This window comes from Reticulibacter mediterranei (assembly GCF_016587455.1).
Map to the genome: position 1 here is coordinate 68,908 of NZ_BNJK01000002.1, position 20,554 is coordinate 89,461.

19 protein-coding genes are annotated in these 20,554 nt (G+C 52.5%); 10 read left to right on the top strand and 9 right to left on the bottom strand.

Going from position 1 to position 20,554, the window contains the following annotated elements; translation table 11 throughout:
- Positions 1-43: 43 nt before the first annotated feature.
- Complete coding sequence (locus K3T83_RS38460) at positions 44-1,351, top strand: MFS transporter (protein WP_220208436.1); 1,308 nt, start codon at positions 44-46, stop codon at positions 1,349-1,351.
- On the opposite strand, the gene K3T83_RS38465 is transcribed toward K3T83_RS38460, so the two are convergent.
- Positions 1,348-2,385: a helix-turn-helix transcriptional regulator gene (locus K3T83_RS38465; protein WP_220208437.1), complete on the bottom strand. Its 1,038-nt coding sequence runs from the start codon at positions 2,383-2,385 to the stop codon at positions 1,348-1,350. The genes K3T83_RS38460 and K3T83_RS38465 overlap by 4 nt on opposite strands.
- A 441-nt stretch (positions 2,386-2,826) precedes the next feature.
- On the opposite strand from K3T83_RS38465, the gene K3T83_RS38470 reads away from it, so the two are divergent.
- Positions 2,827-3,834: a hypothetical protein gene (locus K3T83_RS38470; protein WP_220208438.1), complete on the top strand. Its 1,008-nt coding sequence runs from the start codon at positions 2,827-2,829 to the stop codon at positions 3,832-3,834.
- 264 nt (positions 3,835-4,098) lie between these two features.
- On the opposite strand, the gene argF is transcribed toward K3T83_RS38470, so the two are convergent.
- The 5 genes from argF to K3T83_RS38495 all read right to left on the bottom strand — a co-directional run bounded on the left by argF (position 4,099) and on the right by K3T83_RS38495 (position 7,986).
- On the bottom strand, positions 4,099-5,100 hold the full coding sequence (gene argF, locus K3T83_RS38475) for an ornithine carbamoyltransferase (RefSeq protein WP_220211052.1): 1,002 nt from the start codon (positions 5,098-5,100) through the stop codon (positions 4,099-4,101).
- A 407-nt stretch (positions 5,101-5,507) separates the two neighbouring features.
- Entirely contained in the window at positions 5,508-5,954 is a 447-nt protein-coding gene (locus K3T83_RS38480) for a hypothetical protein (protein ID WP_220208439.1), read from the bottom strand.
- A gap of 84 nt (positions 5,955-6,038) precedes the next feature.
- A complete protein-coding gene (locus K3T83_RS38485) occupies positions 6,039-6,854 on the bottom strand; it encodes an NAD(P)-dependent oxidoreductase (RefSeq protein ID WP_220208440.1) in 816 nt (271 codons plus the stop codon).
- Positions 6,855-6,932: 78 nt separating this feature from the next.
- Positions 6,933-7,319 (bottom strand): MerR family transcriptional regulator, encoded by a 387-nt coding sequence (locus K3T83_RS38490; protein WP_220208441.1) that lies wholly within the window; start codon positions 7,317-7,319, stop codon positions 6,933-6,935.
- Between the two features lie 82 nt (positions 7,320-7,401).
- Positions 7,402-7,986, bottom strand: coding sequence for a VanZ family protein (locus K3T83_RS38495; RefSeq protein WP_220208442.1), 585 nt, complete (start codon positions 7,984-7,986; stop codon positions 7,402-7,404).
- A gap of 287 nt (positions 7,987-8,273) precedes the next feature.
- Here K3T83_RS38495 and K3T83_RS38500 point away from each other — a divergent pair, with 287 nt between their 5' ends.
- Entirely contained in the window at positions 8,274-9,386 is a 1,113-nt protein-coding gene (locus K3T83_RS38500; protein WP_220208443.1) for a carboxylate-amine ligase, read from the top strand.
- Positions 9,387-9,753: 367 nt separating this feature from the next.
- On the opposite strand, the gene K3T83_RS38505 is transcribed toward K3T83_RS38500, so the two are convergent.
- A complete protein-coding gene (locus K3T83_RS38505) occupies positions 9,754-10,779 on the bottom strand; it encodes an ADP-ribosyltransferase (RefSeq protein ID WP_220208444.1) in 1,026 nt (341 codons plus the stop codon).
- A gap of 243 nt (positions 10,780-11,022) precedes the next feature.
- On the opposite strand from K3T83_RS38505, the gene K3T83_RS38510 reads away from it, so the two are divergent.
- The 6 genes from K3T83_RS38510 (at position 11,023) to K3T83_RS38535 (ending at position 16,987) form a co-directional block, all read left to right on the top strand.
- Positions 11,023-11,628, top strand: coding sequence for a TetR family transcriptional regulator (locus K3T83_RS38510; RefSeq protein ID WP_220208445.1), 606 nt, complete (start codon positions 11,023-11,025; stop codon positions 11,626-11,628).
- A gap of 66 nt (positions 11,629-11,694) precedes the next feature.
- Positions 11,695-12,570, top strand: coding sequence for a hypothetical protein (locus K3T83_RS38515; RefSeq protein ID WP_220208446.1), 876 nt, complete (start codon positions 11,695-11,697; stop codon positions 12,568-12,570).
- A gap of 147 nt (positions 12,571-12,717) precedes the next feature.
- Positions 12,718-13,269 carry an RNA polymerase sigma factor gene (locus tag K3T83_RS38520; RefSeq protein ID WP_220208447.1) on the top strand — a complete coding sequence of 184 codons (552 nt, stop codon included), beginning with the start codon at positions 12,718-12,720 and terminating at the stop codon, positions 13,267-13,269.
- Positions 13,262-14,725: a WD40 repeat domain-containing protein gene (locus K3T83_RS38525; RefSeq protein ID WP_220208448.1), complete on the top strand. Its 1,464-nt coding sequence runs from the start codon at positions 13,262-13,264 to the stop codon at positions 14,723-14,725. Before K3T83_RS38520 ends, K3T83_RS38525 begins: the two co-directional genes overlap by 8 nt.
- A gap of 212 nt (positions 14,726-14,937) precedes the next feature.
- The gene (locus tag K3T83_RS38530; RefSeq protein WP_220208449.1) at positions 14,938-15,477 is read left to right on the top strand and encodes an RNA polymerase sigma factor; all 540 of its coding nucleotides are present in this window, start codon (positions 14,938-14,940) and stop codon (positions 15,475-15,477) included.
- Between the two features lie 13 nt (positions 15,478-15,490).
- Positions 15,491-16,987, top strand: coding sequence for a WD40 repeat domain-containing protein (locus tag K3T83_RS38535; protein WP_220208450.1), 1,497 nt, complete (start codon positions 15,491-15,493; stop codon positions 16,985-16,987).
- Between the two features lie 86 nt (positions 16,988-17,073).
- On the opposite strand, the gene K3T83_RS38540 is transcribed toward K3T83_RS38535, so the two are convergent.
- On the bottom strand, positions 17,074-18,510 hold the full coding sequence (locus K3T83_RS38540) for an MFS transporter (protein ID WP_220208451.1): 1,437 nt from the start codon (positions 18,508-18,510) through the stop codon (positions 17,074-17,076).
- A gap of 124 nt (positions 18,511-18,634) precedes the next feature.
- On the opposite strand from K3T83_RS38540, the gene K3T83_RS38545 reads away from it, so the two are divergent.
- A complete protein-coding gene (locus K3T83_RS38545) occupies positions 18,635-19,327 on the top strand; it encodes a CGNR zinc finger domain-containing protein (RefSeq protein WP_220208452.1) in 693 nt (230 codons plus the stop codon).
- On the opposite strand, the gene K3T83_RS38550 is transcribed toward K3T83_RS38545, so the two are convergent.
- Positions 19,260-20,522, bottom strand: a complete 1,263-nt coding sequence (locus K3T83_RS38550; protein ID WP_220208453.1) for a zinc metalloprotease — start codon at positions 20,520-20,522, stop codon at positions 19,260-19,262. The two genes, K3T83_RS38545 and K3T83_RS38550, sit on opposite strands and share 68 nt — an antisense overlap.
- Between the last annotated feature and the right edge of the window lie 32 nt (positions 20,523-20,554).

Below are 20,554 nucleotides of genomic sequence, written 5' to 3' on the forward strand. Positions count from 1 at the left end.
CTTGCTTGAGTATATATTGCATGACAACAAGGAGCATTTCTCTATGTCCAGCAAACAGTCTGAACCATCAACCTCCACTAACATAACACTCCAAATAGAAGATGAGTTGAGCAGGCAAACAATAAACAGATCGTTATGGCGTCATGGCGACTTTATGAAATTCTGGCTTGGCGAGACGGTCTCGCTCTTTGGAACGCAGGTGTCCTTGCTGGCGCTACCGTTGACGGCGGTGCTGGTTCTCAACGTCAACGCAGAGCAACTGGGAGTGCTGCGCTTTCTCGAAACCTTCCCATACGCGCTCTTCCCGCTGCTCTTCGGTGTCTGGGTGGATCGCGTGCAGAAACGCCCATTAATGATAGTGGCAAATGCGGCACGCGCCGTTCTGATCGGCCTGCTCCCCTGCCTCGCGTTCTGGCACGAGTTAGCGCTCCCACCGCTCTACGGCATCGCCTTCTGTGTGGGAATCTTTACCGTCCTCTTCGATGTCTGCTGGCAATCGTTTCTGCCCGTTGTGGTATCGCAAGCACGTCTGATTGAGGCCAATGGCAAGGTCGCCACCAGTTCTGCGGCTGCGGAAGTGGGAGGTCCAGGGCTGGCAGGCCTGCTGATCCAGGTCTTTACTGCTCCGATAGCCCTGTTCGCAGATAGCCTCTCGTACGTGGTCTCCGTTGTGTCGCTGCTGCTGATTCGACAAAAAGAGGCACAACCACAGCGCAACGACAAAAAGCATCTCTGGCACGATATCGCAGAAGGGTTGCGCTTCGCCTCTGGCAATCCCTCTCTGCGCACGCTGGCTGTGCAGGCGGCAGGATGGAACTTTTGCTTCCTGCTGGTTGAGACTATCTTTCTCATCTACGCGCCGCGCGTCCTCGGCTTCAGCCCCGGCCTGCTTGGACTGGTCTATGCGGTTGGTGCGATAGGTGGCCTGCTGGGAGCGGGCATTGCCAGCTCGCTGGCACGGCACTTCCGCCTGGGCTGGCTGCTCTGTGGCACTTTCACGCTGGGAACGGTGCCGATGCTGCTGATCCCGCTGGCAACCGGTCCTCTAGCCCCGGTGATATGCGGTGCGGCCCTGTTTCTTATTCGCACCGCGCTGGGTATCTGGTTTGTGCTGACAACGACGTTGCGCCAATCGATTACACCACCACATCTACTGGGGCGGGTCAGCGCCAGCCTGCGCCTGATAGCGTACAGTGGCAGCACAATAGGGGCGTTGGTGGCCGGTTATCTGAGCAGTGTGATCGGGCTACGAGCCGGCCTCTGGGTTGGCAGCATTGGCTTTATCATTACCCTGCTGCCTATCTTCTTCTCACCACTCCCACGCCTGCACACGATGCCTGACAAGCCTTAATCAGAGATGGTCTCATATGCTTTCAACATTGTTTGTAACTCCGTTTTGATCATCTCGCGCCAGGCATACGGCTCTAGCAATTCTGCTCCTGCGCCCAGCCAGCGCAGCAACTCCAGCACAATAGCAGGGTCGCACTCGCCAAAGGTCATCAGCATATCATTGTCGGTGAGCGGCTCAAAACAAGCGTGACGATAATACCAATCCTGTTGGAGCCGCTCTGCCTGCGCGGTTGTGAGTCGAATTTTCACCGGCGCACGCTCTCGCCACCGCTCCATTGCGGGCCGCAACCAGCGCCGCCCCAGCAGATCACTCACATCAAACTCGGCCTTTTCAGAGGCCGCTATTGATTGCCGAATGATCTTGATGACGCGGTCGGCCCGCCAGATGCGCTGCATAAATCCGCCCTCCAGTTGCGTTCCCGCCAGATACCAGTGATTGCGATCCCAGAAGAGTCCCTGCGGCTGGACAGGAAACATGTGCCCCCTCTCGCGATACGGGGATTGATAATGGATGCTCACGATACAGCCTTCGAGAATGGCCTGAAGGAATATGCTGATAATGCCGTTCTCGGCGTCGCGCCCCTGCTGATCTGAAGCCGCTTCAGGGATGGACTGCGGCTCAGGATGAAAGATGTCATGAGGTAGTTCTTCAAAACCGATGATCTTCTCGGCCTCGTTCAGGACTGAGCGCAACGCATCGGGCAACGCCGCCAGGATCTTGCGCTCTGCCTGGGCAATAGCGGTCGGGAAAGGATAGGTATGCAACCGCCGCATCAACGTGAGGGCCAGCAGCAACGAGATGGCTTCATCCCTTGAGAACATCAATGGCGGCAGAAAATAGCCCTCTAGTAGCTGAAAACCACCCTCATGTCCACGCTCGGCATAGACCGGAACACCGGAGGCGCTCAAGGTCTCGATATCTCGATAAATAGTACGTATCGAAACCCCAAAATGCCGGGCCAGTTTGGCGGCCGTGACGGATCGCTGACTCCGCAAAAAGAGCAAAATCCCCAGGATGCGATCAAAACGCTGCATAATACTCAACTTTTCCTATAAATAGCTACATCAGAGCCAATTGTAACAGCATTATTAGATACATTCAACTGAATACTTTGGGGAACCAGGGCTTTTCAGTTCTCCGCTCAAAGGGGGGCAGGGGTCTCCCTGCCGGGGTCTGGGGTGTCCCCAGTTTCCTTCCCTCCTTCGCGCGCCGCCTGCGGCGGCGCGCAAAAGAGAAGAAAAAAGGTTTTTGCGGGGACACCCCGCACCCTGGCAAAGGGCTGCCGCCCTCTGCACTCCTGCTAGATGGGAGAATTGGAAAGCCCTGTTTGGGGAACAAAAAGAGTGTTGTGATGATCCTATTCATCTACATTTCCCTCTATTAATTATCCGAGCAAGTGAGGCGAGAGCAATCTCAATAACTTATACTTTCTTGTGTTGACGTTATTAAAGATTAGAGAAATATAGGAGAAATATATGAGCGAACAAAATCAAAAGGCAAATGAGGTTATAGGGTTAGCAAACGTGTCTCATGATGCACTGCCGCTCATCTTTGGCATTTATCCAGGCGGGGCGGCAGGCAACGAAACAGGCGTCGTCGCAGGGCCGCCAGATGATCCGATTCGCATCCAGGAGGCGCTGGACCAGCTTCAAGGCAAGCAGCGCTCATTTATCGTGCGCACCTACATGCAGTATATGGGGGTAGAACAGGAGGCAAGCGTCACGCCGAACGCCGCTGAGCAGTATGTTCGCAATGGGCGACGGCTCGACCTCGTGCTGTGCTTTCGCAAGCCTGATCTTGAAGGCTGGCCGCGCTTTATCAACAGTATTGTTGAGCGCTACGGCCCCTATCTCGCCAAGCTTCAGATCACCGAGGAGCCGAATCTGACTACGATTCCGGCGGTCGATGGCTGCATTCCCCATGTGCGCGAGGCACTCATTCAGGGAGTGATTACCGCCAAAGATGCTGCCCGGCGCTATAGCTATGACATTCAGATTGGCTTCAATGCAGTCATCTCATTTGATCCACAAGACGATTTCTGGCCGACGATTGCCACTACCAGTGATGCAGCTTTCCAGGCAGCACTGGACTATGTGGGAATGGATTTCTTTCCCGATGTCTTCCGCCCTATCGAGCCTGACAGGTTGCATGATATGGTGGTAGGAGCGCTCACCCATTTCAGACAGAGCATGTCTATAGGCAATATTGCCACAACTGTACCACTGCACATCAACGAAAACGGCTGGGCAACGGGACAGGAGCGCCCATACGAACGACAAGCGGCAGTGCTGGAGACGGTTGTACGAGCCGTTCATGAGCAACGAGCCGCGCTCAACATCACCCATTACGAACATTTTGATCTACGCGACGCCGATAGTTCCAGCCCCAGCCTCTTCTATCAGTTCGGCCTGCTGCGCGACGACTACACGCCCAAACCAGCCTTTGAGGTCTATCGCCAGCTGATTGCTGAACTTGGAGGATAAAATCTTCGTGTTTGTACGATACTAGGCGTATCTGGCTTCCCCTACTCGTAGCGACAGGGGGTGATGTGGAGGGGGTGCGGGGCCTTGCGCTTGTCGCTGTTCCCCCAACGATGAAACGGCCTGGGGAGTGCGACAAGCGCAAGGCCCCCACCAAGACCCCTCTGCCCCCCTTGTCGCTACGGGAATCTAACATCCTCTGTCTTCCACCATTCCCCCTTCAATTGTCGGATGCACCTAATATCACGCAACTACGAAGGTTGAGGGCTAATCGCCCAGCGTGGCGACCATGATTGCTTTGATGGTGTGGAGGCGATTTTCGGCCTGGTCGAAGATGATAGTGGCGTTGGCCTCAAACACTTCGTCCGTTACCTCAAGAGCTTCCAGGCCGTACTGTTCGTAGATACGCAGGCCCAGCGTTGTCTCTGTATTGTGCAAGGCAGGCAGGCAATGCATAAACTTTGCCTGTGGATTGCCGGTAAGCGCCATCAATTCACTATTGACCTGATAGGGCAGCATTTGTTGAATGCGCTCTCCCCACAGATCGGGCGATTTGCCCATCGAGACCCAGACATCGGTATGCAGGAAATCACAGTCCTTGACCGCCGTTTCAACCTCATCAGTAATGGTCAGGCGAGCGCCAGTCTCTCTGGCAACGATCTGTACCTCCTCGATGCGCTCAGGGTCGGGCCAGCACTCACGCGGACCAGCCAACCGCACATCCATGCCCAGCTTCGCACCACCGATCATCAAACTATCGCCCATATTGCCGCCAACATCACCCAGGAAGCAGAACGAGACCTGCTCCAGCGATTGATGAGAGTGTTCCTGCATGGTCAACAGATCTGCCAATACCTGCGTCGGATGAGCCTCATCGGTCAGGCCGTTCCAGACGGGCACACCGGCATATTGAGCCAGTTGTTCCACTTTTTGCTGTGCAAAGCCACGATACTCAATGCCATCATACAAGCGCCCCAGGAAACGCGCTGTATCCTTCATACTCTCTTTATACCCGATATGCGAGCCGGTCGGACCAATATAGGTCACATCCGCCCCCTGCTGACGGGCCGCCACCTCGAAAGAAGAACGGGTACGCGTCGAATCTTTCTCAAAAATCAGCGCCACCTGCTTCCCCTTCAGACGTTGTACCTCGGTTCCTGTGTATCGTGCCGCCTTTAACTCAGCAGAGAGTTGCAACAGGAAGCGGACCTCCTCTGGTGTGAAGTCGTCCAACTTCAAAAAGTGTCGATTCCGTAGCTTGAAAGCTATGTCGAAAGCCATGTCTTGCCCCTTCATAAATGAAAACACCAGATAGTGTACTGGCTTGAAAGCTTAGAGAGTACTGATCGTGACGCTCAGCAGGGTCTCACAGGAGGAATGCATCGGCGGTTGCATAGAAAATGCATCGTATACAAAATGTATAGGGTAAAGTCTGGGGTGAGTACTTCTTCATTGAAGGCATCGCCTGGACACGGGACAGGCTAGCATGTTCTCTCTTTCCATCTGGACCCACCAAATGCATAATATACACTGTGTATTGTATAGATAGAAAAAACCGCTGTCAATGTGCAAGAGCTACAGCGTCAGCGGCCTTGTGGGTGATGATTTTTCATACATATCTTAGTGAGGGCGTCAGGCATGCTCTATTGAATGGAGATGCTGGCGCAGGAACTGGATCAAATTGCTCCCTTCGCGATCATCTGATCCAGTTCCTGCCAGAACTGCTGGGTTCCCTGGCGCATATCGCTGCCAATCATCATCTTCTTGCAGCCATAGCGCTCAGCTGTGACCGTTTCTACATCCTTTCCTCCCTGACTAAAGATGAGGGTATAGCGTGGTCCCATCTCCATCGTACACACAGCATCTTTGGGATAGGCAGGCATGGAGTTGACGGTCTGATAGAACTGCTGCACCTGGTCAGCTGGCGAGACGGTAACGGTTTTGGAGGCAGTTTTTTGATCAACCTCGAAGACCTGTATTTGCACCCGGTCCGGCTTTGCAGTGGGAGTGCTATTTGCTCCGGTATTTGAGTTGGTAGTTCCATTTTCGGTGGAACTACCACATCCAGCCAACGCACATATTATAAAGAGACAGAACCAGATCATTCCTCTGTTCAACCTCATAGATCATACTCCTCCTTTCTCATACGAGCATAGACTCAAAGGAGAGACGTTGGCCGGATACGATTGGTTCCATGAAACAGCGGCTTAACGAGCAAGCATCTCTACAGCAATTTCATGCAAGGAATGCGCCAATGGCGAGGGCACACCAACCTTTTGCGCTGTCTGCTCAAACAGGCCGGTATCCTTGACGACAATCCAGTTGCTCTGGTACACGCCCCCATTCGCGACAATCCTCGCGCCATAGCTCTGATAGATGAAGCAAGAGAACAGAGTGGTGGTCAGCATATCCACCACAGCTTTTGGATCGACGCCGTTCTTTTCGGCCATCTGCAACGCCTCCGCTATCGACCGCCCTGCTGAGATAATCAAGAAGTTGCCGCAGAGCTTGACGATATTGGCAGCACCAATCTGATCGCCAAAGTCGAAGATACCCTGGCTGATCGCTTCCAGCAGCGGTCGAACGCGCTCTTTCGCCGCCAACTCTCCCGCGCAACATACCCACAATTGCCGCGCCTCCGCTGCCTCCGGTCGCCCAAAGACGGGTGCCTCGACATACTGAATGCCACGCTCAGCGTGCAAAGCGGCCATCTTGCGGGATGTTTCAGGTGCAACCGTACTCATGACGAGATGCACACCACCCTTGCCGAGTCGCTCTAAGAAGCCCTCACTCGTGACAACGCTTTCCAGCGCGGCATCATCGGACACAACCGTTATCACAATTCCTCCGGTCGTCATCACGTCCTGTAGACTGGACGCCTGTATGCCTCCAAGTGGCAGCAACTCCTCAACTTTACTGGCAGTACGATTATAGATTTTGAGGGAGTAGCCGGCCTTGAGCAAATTGCGCGCAACTGGCTTCCCCAGCAGGCCCAGGCCAATAAATCCAATAGTCTCGCTCATTTTCTACTTCCTTTCACAACAGATATTACTATAGGAAAAATGATCTTGACGTTAACGTCATGTTCTGGACAAAAAAAGCTACTGCTGGGCAGCTTCCAAAAAGCGCTCGAAGCGTTCGATATTGGCCTGTAATTCGGCACGAAACTGCTGCAACGAGCTGATCTTGTGATCCGCTTCTGCTAGATGTTTGCGCAACATTGTCAATACCTTCTGTTTGGGCTGGATGCCGCTGGGATCGATAAAGTAAAGGTCGATGACCTCGCCAATCTCCTCCAGGCTCAGCCCAAGCTTCTTGAGCTGATCGATCTTACGCAAGCGAGCCAGTGCCTCTTCTGTATAATAGTGATGCCCGTGTCCCTCGCGCTCGCTGGGAGGAAGTAGCCCGATGCTCTCATAATAGCGAACGGTGCGCTGCGAGACGCCTGCTCGTTCGGTCAATTCACCTATTCGCATGAGATCGTTCATCGCTCTTCCTCCAATATGACGTTAACGTTACGTTTGTAGTATATAAGAGACGGGACAGGATTGTCAAGAATCAAACACTATCTTAGATTTTCCGATTCTGGCGTAAATAGCCGCTCGGCTGCCCAACGCTCAACGTACTACGCTCCTTGTTCATCATTCCCCAGAAAAACCGGAGGCACAGGCCGACGAAGCCGCCCAGGAACAGCCCGGTCAGGTTATTAATAATATCGGTTAACTGGCAGGTTCGCCCGATATCAGGCACGAAATGTTGGAAGCCCTCAATCATGAACGGTAGCGCCATCGCGCACACGAAGAAGAACAGGCCCACGCGACGCTGGGGAGTTGCTGAGATGGTGAGGCCAAGCGGGACGAACAGCCATATATTGAGCGAGCGCTCGCTCAACGCCAGCAGATCGGACGGGCGCGGAAAAGCGACCTTCAGGCTACAATAGGGGCTGGGATTCCAGTTCCCCGGCGTAATCGTGATCGACAGAATCGCCCCGACGCACAACATAAGCGCCAGCACGAACCAGGGACCCGTCCGAAACCTCCGCGCCAGCCAGCGATGAAGCAGCAGCGAGATTATCACCGTCACGATCAACGCCGGAATGGCCCAGGGGGCCGAACTGAATGCATGCCCCAGGCTCAGTGATTTTGATATATGCATATATTATACATTCTCATTTCCCACTATAAGGTCTTTCGTAGTGGAGCGATTTATCGCGTGGGGGAAGCGCTTCCCCCCACGCGATAAATCGCTCCACTACGAAAGAGATTCCGCTTTTGAAAGGAAAATTTCATTATACTTACTACGGAGGATAAGCGCAAAGGTTTTAGCGCTGGTCCCAATGGGGGAGTCTGTATCTCTTCTCTGTCCTCCCAACGTAATATCACCACCAGGAGTCTTAACCGCTCTCGCAAAGAGAGGGGGTACGAAAGAGGAGGTAAGAGGTTATGGCATCTCACGCTGAAACCTTTACGATGGGAGTCGAAGAGGAATATCAGATCATCGATCCAGTGACGCGCGAACTTAGCTCATCATCACATACCTTGCTACCAACCGCTCAACAACACCTGGGGGAGAAGGCCCAACCAGAGCTACAGCTGGCACAGGTGGAGGCGGCAACGCCGGTCTGCCAGACATTGCAAGAGGTACGGCAGGAGTTGATCAAGATGAGGCGCGAGATGATTATAGCTGCGCAACAGGATGGAAAACAGCTTGGGGCAGCGGCCACACATCCCTTCTCTCACTGGAAAAGCCAGCGCATTACGCCTAAAGAGCGCTATCTTGGTATCGTAGAGTATTATCGACAACTGGCGCGAGAACCGATCTTCGGTTGTCACGTCCATATTGGTCTGGCGGACCGTGCAGTGGCGTTACGAGTCATGAATCGCGCCCGCATCTGGCTTGCCCCTCTGCTAGCACTGGCGGCCAATTCTCCTTTCTGGCTGGGCGACGATACTGGCTATGCCAGCTTCCGCACGCTGATGTGGAGCCGCTGGCCGACATCCGGGCAACCACAGTTCTTCCGCTCGCTCGACGACTACAACGCGCTGCTGCAAGCGCTGATCCAGACCGGCTTTATCGAAGATTCGACGAAAATTTATTGGGATATTCGGCTCTCAGAGCGCTTTCCCACCATCGAGTTTCGCGTCACCGATTGCTGTCTGACGGTAGATGAGTGCGTGATGATCGTCGGGCTGATCCGCGCTATCGTCCAGACATGCTACACCTATATCCAGCAGAACAAACCTGCTCCCGACGTGCGGCCCGAACTGCTGCGCGCGGCTCACTGGCAGGCGGCACGTTTCGGCATAGAGGGCGAGCTGATCGATGTGGTGGCACAACGCTCTCTCCCAGCATCAGCGCTGATCGAACATTTGCTAACCACACTCCAACCAGCGCTGGAGGCCGAAGGAAGCTGGGATGAAGTAGTCGGACAGGTGCGCACAACACTGCAACAGGGCAATGGAGCTATTCGCCAGCGCCGCGCCTATCAACGCAACAGGTGCATGGAAGATGTGGTCGATCTGATCGTCGCCGAAACGAAGCGCGGCACTGAATGATAAAATTATTAATGCATCTGGGAAATCCTCCGGGGTGTGACCGCGTATGGCAGGGGCGATGGCTTGTCCTCGCCCGTGAACCCATCGTGCCGCCTGGGGAGGCGGGCGAGGACAAGCCATCGCCCCTGCCATCTTGGGGTGCCGTTCACCGCTCTATTTGCCGAATGCACCAATAATAGCAAAATATTACAAGCTAATTTTCATCCAACAATTTAGAATCGCAGGCAGGTTAGGGCAAGAAGCGTCCTCTGTGCCAGATCCTATCATCTGGCTTGCTCTAACTATCCTTTTTATCAATTTTCCCACCTTCCCTTTTACAAGAGGGAAGACAGTCTTGACCCAATTGACAAAAGAGCCTGTTTCTGTTCTAAAATCTCCATTCACCTTCCACTCTTGTAGCCTGGACGACATAAGTAGGAATAAACTGGAGCCTTTTTCTCTCTTCAGCTGTCAACTCCGACTTATCTATATGAATAATGCGGTCAAGCTGGGTAATCGTTTTGAGAGGCAGCGTCGCCTCATCTTCTGAGGGATTACGCGAAGCATCGCGAATATAAGCTCCCGATGAATCCTTTGGTAGCGTTATATACATTCGGACGGTTTTTGCGTCGGGGCCATAAACTGATGTATATATATGACCGTGCCTGAGGCTTGTAGCAACAAACCATGGATCTACCCATAAGAGTCCTCTTTGTTCTCCTGGCTGTATTGTATTTATATCCTGGCGCTCGCCACGTTCATTAAACAAAAATGTGCCAAACTCCTCTTCTGAGAGATCTGTCTTCGCTATGACCTGTTCAGGAAGCTTCATTCTGCGTGTGACATTATCCATATGTTCGACATGACTTGCAACCTCCTCAAACAGTTCGGGATCATCCATCAGTTCACGGGCAATCCTGGCAGTGTTTCCAACTTGCTCTAGCGCCGGGTCAAACACCTCATCAAAGGTTTTACCTTTCGCCATCTCTTCTCTCATCTTTTTTGCATCAGCCCTGGCAAATGCAGCCATATGTCCCCATTTCATAGAAGAATGATATTCAATAGCAGCTATTTCTTCAGGGCTCGCGTTTTCAAGACCTTGATAGTTGCTTATCCTCTCAAACTGTCCAGGGATCGCCTTCTGATATTCGCTGCTAATACGCATTCTTGCGTCAACATACTGATTAAAAACTTCTTGCTCGTTTGGAGAAAGAGGAGACTTCCAAAGTTTTCTCTCAATCACTTCCATTTTTAGCCACTTACTCCACTCTTGTCTCTTCCGTTCCTGCTCATGTAGCCCGAACTCCTGAAAAAGATTGAGTTGATCTGATGACTTTTGAGGTGCATCTGATGGAATCTCTTTGGGGGGTGGACTATCTGTTTTGGAATCTAGCCCTTTTTTACTTCCAGGCATTACAATACCTCATCTTTCTTACTTTTTTCATGCATTTATCTTCTTGACGATACTTGTTCAAGCGTACCATCGAAAAACGCTCTTTTTGGGGCTGCATAGGGAAACTTTCACAGTACGAACATAGGCTGAAGAAACGCCTCTGGTTGTGAAATATTGGCCCTGCATAGATTCCTCTATGTACTCGAGCCATTGACAAAGTATATATACATACGGTATGTTTGTATAAGGGAGGGAGAAAAGAGCATGCGCCGGACAAAAGAAGATGCTGCCCAGACGCGCGCGCAATTGCTAGAGGCCGCGTTGCACTGTTTTCAGGAAAAGGGCTATGTGAGTACGACGCTCGACGATATCGCACAACGGGCGGGAACCACGCGCGGGGCCATTCACTGGCACTTTGGCAACAAAGCCCAGTTGTTCAATACGCTGGTACGCGAACGTTATACTCAGGCCGCTATCATCTTTCAGGAAGCCTTCGCCCCGGAACTGAGTCCCATTCAGCAGTTCAGGCACTTTCTGATTCGCTGGATGACCTATGCGCAAGAGGATAACGATTTTCGCATCGTGCTGGAGCTTGTCCAGTTAAAAACTGAGCTTGTGCCGGAGCTGGCAGAGGGCATGCAGGAGAAAATTCAGGGCATGCGTGAATCACGAAACATGCTGGCAGGCTTGATTCAGCGCTGCATTACGGCTGGCGAGATCCGAACCGACATCGATCCACAGGCAGCGGCATTGACAGCGTTGGGTATGGCAAACGGCATCACCTCGCTCTGGCTGATGGACCCCGACAGCATCGATCTACCCACCGCTGCACGAGAGAGCGTCGATCTTTTTTTGCGCGGCCTCACATAAGGTTCTCTTTTTTTCTCTATTTTACATACGTTCGGTATGTATGTTAAAAAGGAAAGGATTTCACACATGCAAGCATTGATTCACCGCATCGATCACATTATGATTCGTGTAAACGACGCCACCTATGATCGGGTGTTTTCGCTGTTCGCCGACACGCTGCAATTGCCGATTGCCTGGGATATCCACAACTTCTATCCTCCGTTCAAAGCTGGTGGCATCATGGCGGGCAGCATCAACATGGAGATATTCCGCTCAGGGGAGCAACCGCTTTACCCAGGACAGGCACAATTGTATGGAATCGCTCTTGAACCCGTCCCCATCGTTGAGGCGCTGCCAGAACTGACGCGGCGAGGCATCCCTCATCTGCCACCGTACGCCATTCCCCAGGCCTACCTCAGCAATCCAGACGAGTATTATACCCTGATCTACGTCGGAGAACTGCTGGGAAGTGATCTGTCGCGCCTTTTTCACTCCGAACGGATGGGATTAGGGGCTATCGACAGCCTCATCTTCGATCAGCTTTTCCGTAATGGCACCGTCTTCTTATGCGAGTACAACCCGACGTTCTGGCACATTCCGCAACGGCGAGAGCAAAATAAGATCCAGATGCAAGCAGCACATGGAGGCTCGTTAGGACTTGCTGATGTGCGTGATCTAGTTGTGGGAACGAGCAATCTTGCACAAGCGCGGGAACAGTGGCAGCGCCTCTTCTCGCCGCTCGCACCAATCAACGAGAGTGAGTGGCAATTCGAGAGCGGACCAGCTCTGCGCCTGATACCCCATGAGCGCGATGAGATCGTAGCAATGACCTGGAGGGTTGCCTCGCTCGAACGCGCTCATGCCTTCCTACAAAGCAAGGGCATGCTTGGCGAGACGACAGAATATCAGATCACGATTGCGCCCGAAACAACATATGGATTAGAAATTCGGCTGGTTGAATGAAACTATAAGAAAATCTCTCATCTTCCCTTTCAACATGGACAGGTGAGAGATTTTCCTGTTTTGGTAACGTTTTTGGGTCGAAAGCGACATGTACCTACGGATAAGGTTTTCGCATGCGAAGCAAATCTCACTAAACAGGAAGAGTGAATGTCACAACCGTTATACATGGACGATGTAGATGAACAACCCATTGCCGCCCTCTATCAGCAGTACGCGCCGGGTATTTTCACCTACCTGCGCCTGCATCTGCGCTCGCGGGAGGATGCCGAAGATGTGTTGGCCGAGGTGTTCTTGAGATCCTTTGAGAATGCTTCGTTTCACCAGCTTTCAGAGCAGCAGCAGCGCCTCTGGCTCTGGCGAGTTGCGCGCAACAAGCTGGCCGATCATTATCGCATCGCGGCTCGGAGGCCAACGGTGGATCTTGATGCTTTTGCGGAAGAGATCTACGACGACGAGGAGCTATCCCCTGAGCGGCTGGCAGAGCGCGGCGAGGAGTATCTGCGCCTGAGTGAAGCGCTGGGAGAACTCTCTCCCATGCAGCAACAGATCTTGCGGCTACGTCTCGTCAACGGCCTGCGCTGCGTTGATATTGCGCAACAACTCGGCAAGAGCGAGGGGGCAATACGCACGTTGTTCTCGCGCACGCTCAATCTCTTGCGTTCCATCTATACCCAACAGGAAGGAAAGAGCTATGACTGAACACCCGTTTCATCCAGATGATATTGATGAGCAGATCGACCAGCTCTCTTCCTCCGGTCAACATCGCGCTGTCAACACAGATGAGCGGCTGCTTCATGATATGCAGTTGTTGCTCAACGCGGGGGATATCAACGAGCAACGCCAGGAAGATTGGGCCTCCGTACAACGCGTCTGGACCACGATAACGGCGAAGGGCATTCACGCACAGGCGATACACAACAATCGTCACACTCTTGAGAGGTTTACGCTCATGTCAACACCTTCATCAATGCCCAAACGCTCCACATCCTGGGGCCGTCGTCTCGGCCTGCTCTCCGTTGCCGCTATCACGATAGTGCTTTTAGGTAGCGCCCTTGTCATTTTCACCTTGTCCCAGCGTGAAGGACAGGTCGCACATCAGCCGAATACCAGCGCTGGTGCGGAAACGAGTGCCACACCAACACTACCACCTGTTGGTAAACAGGGAACTACCATGTATACCTACCAGCAACCGGGCGAGGGCATTTACGGGCTGCAATGGTCGCCCGATGGCAAACAGATCATTTCCACAGGTAGTGGCGTCTATGGCTGGGATGCCATGAATGGGGCAAACGTTATCAAGTATGCCAGCCTCACACTTATTGATATAAGCGCAGGAGCAACACAAGAAGAATTAAGACAGCCAAGACAACTCTTTGCCCAACTTTCGCCCGATGGCAAACTACTTGCAGTCTGGAATACTAAGCAAATTGAGATGTACGATACTATAACGGGAAAACAGATCAAAACGTTTACATACAATTTTTCCAGTGATCGTGAGCATTTTTCGTCCTCTGTGGGCTGGTCTACCGATGGCAAGTCACTCAAGGCTATTGCACAACTGACGGAGAACGGAGAGATACACCCAAGCATCAGCAAGCTCGTGACCTATGATGTGGCGACCGGAGAGATGATGCAGGAGGTGACGCTCAATGTGAAGGGAATGCTTGACCGGGTGCGCTGGTCGCCCGATGGCAGATATGTGGCGGCAGGTCTGGGCAGCGAAGGCAGCGTCTATGTGTTCGATAGCACAACTGGGAAGACCATTAGCAAGCACTTTGGGAGCGGCCCCACTGAAACTATAACACTATCCTGGTCGCCCGATAGCAAACAGATCGCCGCGAGCTTTGAGAATGGTATCCACATCTGGGATGCTGCAACAGCAAAGAATGTCGTCATCTATCAAGGCGAAGATAATCCGGTCTGGTCGCCCAACGGAAAGTATATCGCCGTTGTGAATGGTATCGGTCCCGGCACTGTGGGGATTCTCGATGCGGCCACCGGCAAGTTACTCTATACCTACAAAGAGCCTAAGGGTAATATCTACGACCTTGCCTGGTCGCCTGATAGCGTTTATATTGCATCAGGCGACAGTCGGATGAACGCAAAAGGAGGACTCGAGCCTGGCATCGTCGATGTCTGGGTTGCTCGCCCCTGACATCATCTCACGCCAACTGCCGGCCTTGATGAGTTTTTACCGACTTTGTTCGTAAAAACTCATCAAGGCCCAGTATTTTTTTGGTTCTTTATACAACCTCGCAGACAAAAATACCGGTTTCAAACACCCGTCCCCCTCTTGCGTGACGTTTTTATATCCATGTCGATACACTAATTGAGATCTCAAAAACTGTAGATACCGAGGATGCCTGGATGCAACAGAGACAACGCCAAGCACCAGTACCGCTCGACGATTCGCCTATCGCCAGATTATATCAGCAGCACGCCTTATCTCTCATGTCGTATGTACGTCGGCATGTTTCATCACGCGAGGACGCTGAGGACATTGTGCTGGAGGTATTTCTGGCCGCGCTGGAACAGAAAGGATTGGGACAGCTCAGCGAGCCAGAACAACTGGCCTGGCTACGCGGTGTCGCTCATCATAAATGTGTCGATTATCATCGTCGCTCAACGCGTCGGCGCGCCGTTTCCTTAGAGGAAGCCGACGAGGCGCTACTCACGGATGAAGAGAGAGGCCCGGACCAACTGGCTCTACGCTGTGAAGAGGATGCACTCCTCCGTGAGCGCTTTACTCAGTTACCCGACCACTATCAAACGATCTTATTGCTTCGTTTTGCCAGGGGCCTGCGCTGTACCGAGATCGCCCGTCACCTGAACAAAAGCGATGGGGCCGTCCGTATGTTGCTCTCGCGTGCGCTCAACATTTTACGCGAGATCTATACGACATCATAAGGAGGAAAGAGAGATGGCACAACAACCCGAAGAGGCATTTACGCCTGACACCATAGATGAGCGAATAGATCAGCTCGCTTCCCTCCGATCACAGGCATGGACATCTCCAGACGCTCAGGTCGTCCAGCGCCTCTCTATTCTCTGCGAAGAGGATCAACGCTCAACCGAGCGTATCTGGCAGCAGTTGAGACAACATGTGAACGTGTCGAATGAAGGTGAGAGCGACGTGGTAGATCGAGAAACGACCAGTGTTAGAAAGGAAAGAAGAAACATCATGGAAGAGAATCATAGTTCCTGGGAAATGCATCCCCTCACACCGATCAAGAAACGTCCTTCCCCTATGCGGCTTGTGGGGATCGGCCTGATTGCGGCGGTAGTCATCATTACCATTGTCAGCTTCACTGTCTTCTCTGGCGCGCTGCGATCCGCCTCTCAGACGGCCACCAATCGATCAACCCTCACCGGTTCGCAAAATCACCCTCAGCAGCAAACTCAACAGCAGCAGAAAGTAATTAGTAGTGGCAAGCAAGTATGCAGCCTGAACGCGGGTGAAAAAGTCTCAACGAATGGAGCGCCTTGGAGCGCTGATCTCGATTGGTCTGTACAAGGACATCTTGTTGTAGGGACATATTCAAGTTTCAAAGCATACTCGGCGAAGGACTGCTCTCCAATAACGTCCTTTCAACCGGCGATACAGCAGCAACCGATCGCACCTCTCTGGTCGCCCGATGGCAAAAAGCTCCTGCTAGCTGATCCAGGAGACCTCAACTCGACGTATGTGCTGGACAGTAACGGAAAAATCGTGACAAAATTAAAGGGCGACCTCATAAATACGGGCAGGTGGTCATCCGATAGCGCGAAGATCGTTTTCTCTGTGGATGATACCCAGAACTACCCCACAAACAATGTCCCCAGCGGCCCGCAACCCCAGACATTCAAGATGGACATCAAGGCCGTCGATGTAGGTAGTGGGAAGATCACGACATTGACACAACTTCCTCAAGGATACACCCCAATCGCCTGGTCATCTGATGTGAAGACGGTAGTTGTACGGCATCTGACAAGCGACAAAGAGACGATGGATCTCGCAACCTGGAATAGCAATCAGGGGAAGCTGGTAAGCCATACAACCCTCCCCGCACCCCAATTTGATCAGCAGCTCTCGCCTGATGGCTCACTGCTCGCTCTGGACAGCGAGGACAAGATAGAAATCTATTCAACAAACAACTGGAGCTTGTTGGCTTCATTTGCAAATAATGTCGCGGGAATGGGCCTCCATAAGCTGGCCTGGTCCCCCGATGGCAAATATCTGGCTGGGAGCGCGAATGCCATCAAGATCTACGATATGACCTCCCGAAAGCTTGCAACAACGTTCGGCCAGGTTGATGACCAGCGCACGATTACAACCCTTGCCTGGTCCCCCGATGGCACCGGTATCGCTACCTCGTCGATGGTGCAAAGCAATGATCAACCCTCTGATCTCACCATCAACGTCTGGGCGTTGAGCTAAGTTTCTCAGCAAAAAACCTTCATTCTCCTCCTCAAACAAGCGGGGCGGCGACATTATTCGTGTCGTCGCCCCGTTGCTTCTACAGATTATTCGCGAACTCCCAAAAAGGCGATCAGCAGTCCGATAACGCCAAGCACCGTTCCAGCATAAAATGCCCATTGGAAGCCCACCACCAGCGCGACCACCGATGATAGCCCGGCGAGAGCGTTGGCGCGCATGGTGGCAATTGTAACGAGCAGGGCAAGGCCAATTGCGGTGCCAATCTGCGACTCCATGCTCAACAGGCCGGAGGCGAGGCCACGCTCATCCATATGCACCTCTTGCAGGCCAGCAATCGTGATGCTCACTTGCACGATGCTCAAGCCCAGACCTTCCATGATGAGGCCAGGAAGGAGCGTCGCCACGTAGCTGCCATCGACCGAAATGCTTGAAAGCAACAGGGGGGAGAGCAGCAACACGCCCATACCTAGCAGCGTGGCACACCTGAAGCCAAAGCGATTGCATAGCCGGGTGCCAAGCGCTGAACCAAGCAGCAGGGCGGCATTTGTCGGGAGAAAGGCCAGTCCGGTGAGCAGAGGCGAATATCCCCTGACCTGTTGCATATACAGGGCAAAGAAGAAGAGCGGCGTATTGGCAACGGCAGACATCATGAGCATCACCAGATTCACACCGGCAAAGGTACGGTGGCGAAAGATAGACAAAGGAATGAGCGGGTATCGGCTCCGCATCTGGATCACCACAAAGGCTGCTAACAGGAGAAGGGCGAGCAGAAAAATCGCCGCTAGATGAAGGATGTTCAGGCTTGCGTGCGTCATCAGCGTCAATCCATAGACCAGCAGCACGATCCCGCCAACCACCGTCACAGCTCCTGGTATGTCTACTGGTCGGGCAGACGGCTGATCATACTGTTTTGTGAGAATAAACGGCGCAAAAACAACGCCTAGCAGGGTAACAGGGACGCACAGAAAGAAGATCCAGGGCCAGCCGGGATGATCTACCAACACGCCGCCACAGAGGACACCAGCTGTCCCGCCAACTGAGCCAACCATACCCCAGATTCCCAACGCCAGATTACGCTTCCCCCCTTCCGCAAATGTATCAGTGAGTAACGCCATCGAGGTTGGAATCACGATAGCCGACGCGATGCCCTGAAGCGCCCGACCGACGATGAGCAACCATTGCGAGCTTGCCAGACCACACAATAACGATGCCAGGGCAAACAACACCATACCAGGGAGGAAGAGGCGTCTATGCCCGAAATGGTCCGCCACTTTTCCCCCCACGATGAGCAAACCACCAAAGGCCAGAGCGTTGACGCTGACCACCCATTGCAGATTCTCCTGACTGAAGCCCAGACCTTTCTGGATGGCGGGGAGAGCTAGCGTGACCGCCTGAAAATTAAAGACCGTCATAAACTGGGCCACGCACAATAAGGTCAGCACAAGCCAACCACGTGCAGCCATTTCAGTATTTTTGTCGATTGGGCGATCTTCTATAGCTGTAGTATATTCGTTTCCTGACATTCGCGCGCCTCCTCTCGCTGTATAAAGATGCTCTCGTCTTCCATGCCGATGTGATACTATAGAGAGAGCAAGTGTTGCTACCTTCATATTGTATTACGCCGGTAGCAACCCAAAAGGAGACACAATGGATGCCGCAGCACAATTGAAAGAGGCGCTTCAGAAGATGCCCCAACTGATAGGGGAACGTCTATGCCTGGATTTTGCCAATACTGTTGAGCCGCGCGGTGGCATTAGCACGCATCATACATCTTTGCGCGACTATCTCACCAGCTACACCGATCTGATCGCCTGGGGCTACCATGCTCATTTACTGACTGAAGAACGTTCTCTGCATCTTTTACGCGAAGTAGAGCAGCGACCGGACGATGCTCTGGCGCAATGGAAGCGAGCCATCGCGCTGCGGGAAACGATCTATCGCGTGTTCTGGCTTATGGCAAACCATGAACAGCCTTCTCAAGCCGATCTGGACGCCTTGAGGCAGGAGTATCTGGCGGCAGTTAATCACTCCTGGCTGGTCAAGCAAGGGGACAGGTTCGTCTGGCAGTGGGAAGAAGACGACCGGGCGCTGGATCAATTGTTGTGGCCGATAGCTCAATCAGTCACAACATTGCTCACAGGCGAGGATCTGGAGCGGATCAAGGTCTGTCCAGGCGTGCCGGGCGACCCGGTTCTTTGCGCCTGGCTTTTTTTTGATACGAGCAAGAACCGCAATCGTCAATGGTGCAGCATGGCCGACTGTGGCAGTGTCGTCAAAGCGCGTCGCCTGACCGAACGCCGCCGCGCTGCACGAGCCAGCCGCGCAACCCGGAGTTCTTGATGGTGACAAAGATCTGCCAGAGAAAAGGAATGCAAATGCGACAAATCCCTCCTCCATAGAGGATGACGATCAGCGCATTTATTGCCAGTCCTTGTAGATCTACCATCAGCAGCGCACTGTTATTGTAATGTACATGTTTCATAGCGCTTGCTACTATCACTGGATAGTTGCTAACAGTATTATATATGAGAGGAAGAAGTATAAGGAGCAGATATATCCAGAATACAACTTTTAACAGTCCATATATGAGGATGGTGATACAAACTCCTTTGGACCAGCGAAGTGCAGATTGCTGCTTCTTGAATATTGCTCTATAGAAGTAATTGAGGACATACAAGGGTTGTCTGGATAGATTGGCAACATCCATGATATCAGTTAACACCCAATACCCGTCAAACTTCAGAAAGGGGTTCAGGGAAACGAGGCAACTACTCACCAACATGAAGGTCGCCCACTGAAACATGGCCTGCCTCGTGATGACGAAGAGCAAGAGATAGATACCCCCGACACAAAGCTGGAGGTAGATTCCTCCAATGTCTACACGTACCTTGTGCCAGCGCGGAAGTTGCCATGATGCACTCACATCACTATAAAATACGGGGAAAAATAGATATACGGCAACTCCAATCTCGCTTGGTTCCACATCTCCTTTCATACATGCACTGGCATGCCCAAACTCATGCGCGAAGAGCGATACCAGAAAGAGCAGATATGCAGGTATTATCATAATAGGGTTTGCCGGAACGTACGCTGTCAAGCCGCCATACACGACCGCATAAGCAACGAGAAGGCCGATGCTACTGAGTGCCACAACCATTGTGAGCGGATGGAACATGAAAGTGAACGCAGATGCAATTTCTTGCACACTTGCAGCTGGAATAAGTGGAAACTTGAACCAGAACCCCCCTGGATTTTTTTCTTTCTTGCCACTAATTTTGCTGATTTTAGCAACTACATATTCATAAGCCTTCTGTACCTCCTCTGGCGCAATAGTTCTCTCTCCCTCTCTACTGAGGTCTTGAGCAACAGTAGCAAAAGAGTTACCTGCATGAACCTTCTCCAACAGGGTATATGCAAGAGGAGAAATTCGCATGTGTTTCTTATTATGGCCCACGACTATATAGCGTGGATGTTTGCCCGAAGTATCGACCACAATCTGATCGATCACTTCGGGGAGAATGGTTATCTGTTTCATTGGCATAATTTCCCTCCGTCCTGTAATGCCCC